General features: G+C 45.2%; 2 protein-coding genes and 1 pseudogene. All 3 read right to left on the bottom strand.

Going from position 1 to position 1,894, the window contains the following annotated elements; all coding sequences use genetic code 11:
- Nucleotides 1-2: 2 nt before the first annotated feature.
- Nucleotides 3-662, bottom strand: coding sequence for a protein-L-isoaspartate O-methyltransferase family protein (locus B3O33_RS03885; RefSeq protein WP_292362108.1), 660 nt, complete (start codon nucleotides 660-662; stop codon nucleotides 3-5).
- A 188-nt stretch (nucleotides 663-850) separates the two neighbouring features.
- Nucleotides 851-1,636 carry an ABC transporter permease gene (locus tag B3O33_RS03880; protein WP_292362107.1) on the bottom strand — a complete coding sequence of 262 codons (786 nt, stop codon included), beginning with the start codon at nucleotides 1,634-1,636 and terminating at the stop codon, nucleotides 851-853.
- Nucleotides 1,633-1,894, bottom strand: a pseudogene (locus B3O33_RS03875) (ABC transporter ATP-binding protein); the annotation flags it as partial. The pseudogene B3O33_RS03875 and the gene B3O33_RS03880, both read right to left, overlap by 4 nt.

The raw sequence follows: 1,894 nt of genomic DNA, 5'->3' as shown, positions 1-1,894 counted from the left end.
CATTAAAAGGTAAATTCAGGTTTTGTTTCAGCGTGCACCATCGGCGCCACCACTGTTTCAAATAAATTTTCGGTTTGCCATTGCCACTCATCTGAACGGGTAATGCGCTGCACCTGCATAGCAGGAGCCTGGCCTGTTATAGCCACTAAATGGCCACCGACTTTAAGTGCATGAAGATAGTCTTCCGGAACCTCCAGGCAACTGGCCGTCAACACGATCACATCGATTCGATCAGCCAACTTCCAGCCATGGCTGGCATCACCGCAATGTAACACCACATTTTGCACACCAGCGGCTTCCAGTCGCGAACCAGCCAATCCAGACAGTTCGGCAAAATATTCAATACTAATGACGTTTGATGACAGTTTGGCGATCAATGCAGTAAAAAATCCACTGCCCGTGCCAACCTCCAGAACTGTATTAGCAGGCTTTAATTGCAAGGCCTGTAATATCCTTCCCTCTTCCAGAGGTGTCCACATAAACTGACCACAGCCGATGGGCAGACGAGTATCTGAATAGGCCAACGACTTATAATCATCAGAAACAAATTGAGCACGATCAATCTGCTGTAATGCTTCCAGAACATCAGGATTAGAAACTTCATTGGGCCGAACCTGCTGCCAGACCATATTGGAATGTGCTGGACTCATGGTATTTGACATGGTGATTTCCTAGACATCAGATACTACTTTTTAATCAGCTAGGATATGACCTTTCCAGAAGTGGTGCAACCGCATCCATAATGCTGATATCGGTTGAACAGGCGCTAGTTTTCAGGAATGTTTAAAACAGATTACCAATACAAACAGGTGGCTGCGAATTTGAGCTGGTAAGCCGTTTAATTTTTGCTTCAACCGCGCTTGGTTGCTCTGTGAAACAATGGCTCATGTACCGATTCACGAGAAAAGCGCCAGCAGGCAATGACAACCGCCAGGGAAGAAAATACCAGAAGTACCCCAATATCCATCCAGATTGAAAAATCTGACTGGGCACCGGGAACAGCATGTTTTAATAAATCCACACCATAACTGAACGGATTAAACAGCACCACATAGCGCAGAATATCAGGTAACTGGCTGACCGGATAAAGCGCACCACTTAAGAAAAATACCGGGAAAATAAAGAAATTCATAATGACCGCAAAGTTATCCAGTGTTTTGGAAAATACTGCAATCAAACCGCCCATCGACGCACAGGCTACAGCGGTTAATAATGCGGGTGGAATTAATAGCAAGGCAATCTGTATATCAATCAAACCAATCAGCAATAGAATAACTAACAATAATAAAGCCTGCACCATAGCAGTTATGGTCGCAGCAATCAGTTTGGATAACACAATCCAGTAATGCGCCACTGGTGCAATCATCATCATGCGCATCACACCGAATTCTTTGTCATAGACCAGTGTTAATGCGGACAATAAAGCTGCAAATAACAAGGTCATCGCTAACACACCTGGCACCAAAAACTGCAGATAGCCTTCCTGCTGCGCCCCGCTTAACATACTGCCAACACCCGACCCAATGACCAGTAACCAGATCATCGGGCGCACCATTGAACTGAATAAACGGGCTTTTTGACGGAATAATTTTGTCAGCTCACGCCCAACAACGGCTTTAACCGGTAACCAACTCATGCTGCCTGCTCCTGTTCCGGTGGACAGACTTTCCAAAGATACACATCATTGAGATTCGGCTTACGCCAGCGCATGGCGTTAATACTGTTGCCCAATGCCTGTTGCAGAGAATGCAGATCAGTATCGGCATTTTTAATCAAAAAGCTCAATTGTTCATCTTCTATAATCGGTTGCCCAAACTTAGGCGTAAGCTCTGAGACGACATGCTCAATATCAGCACATTCAATTTCCAACACATACTCTGCCAGTTGTCGCATC

Source organism: Methylophaga sp. UBA1464 (assembly GCF_002325665.1).
Taxonomy (GTDB): Bacteria; Pseudomonadota; Gammaproteobacteria; order Nitrosococcales; family Methylophagaceae; genus Methylophaga.
This window is presented reverse-complemented; position numbering and strand designations above follow the sequence as displayed.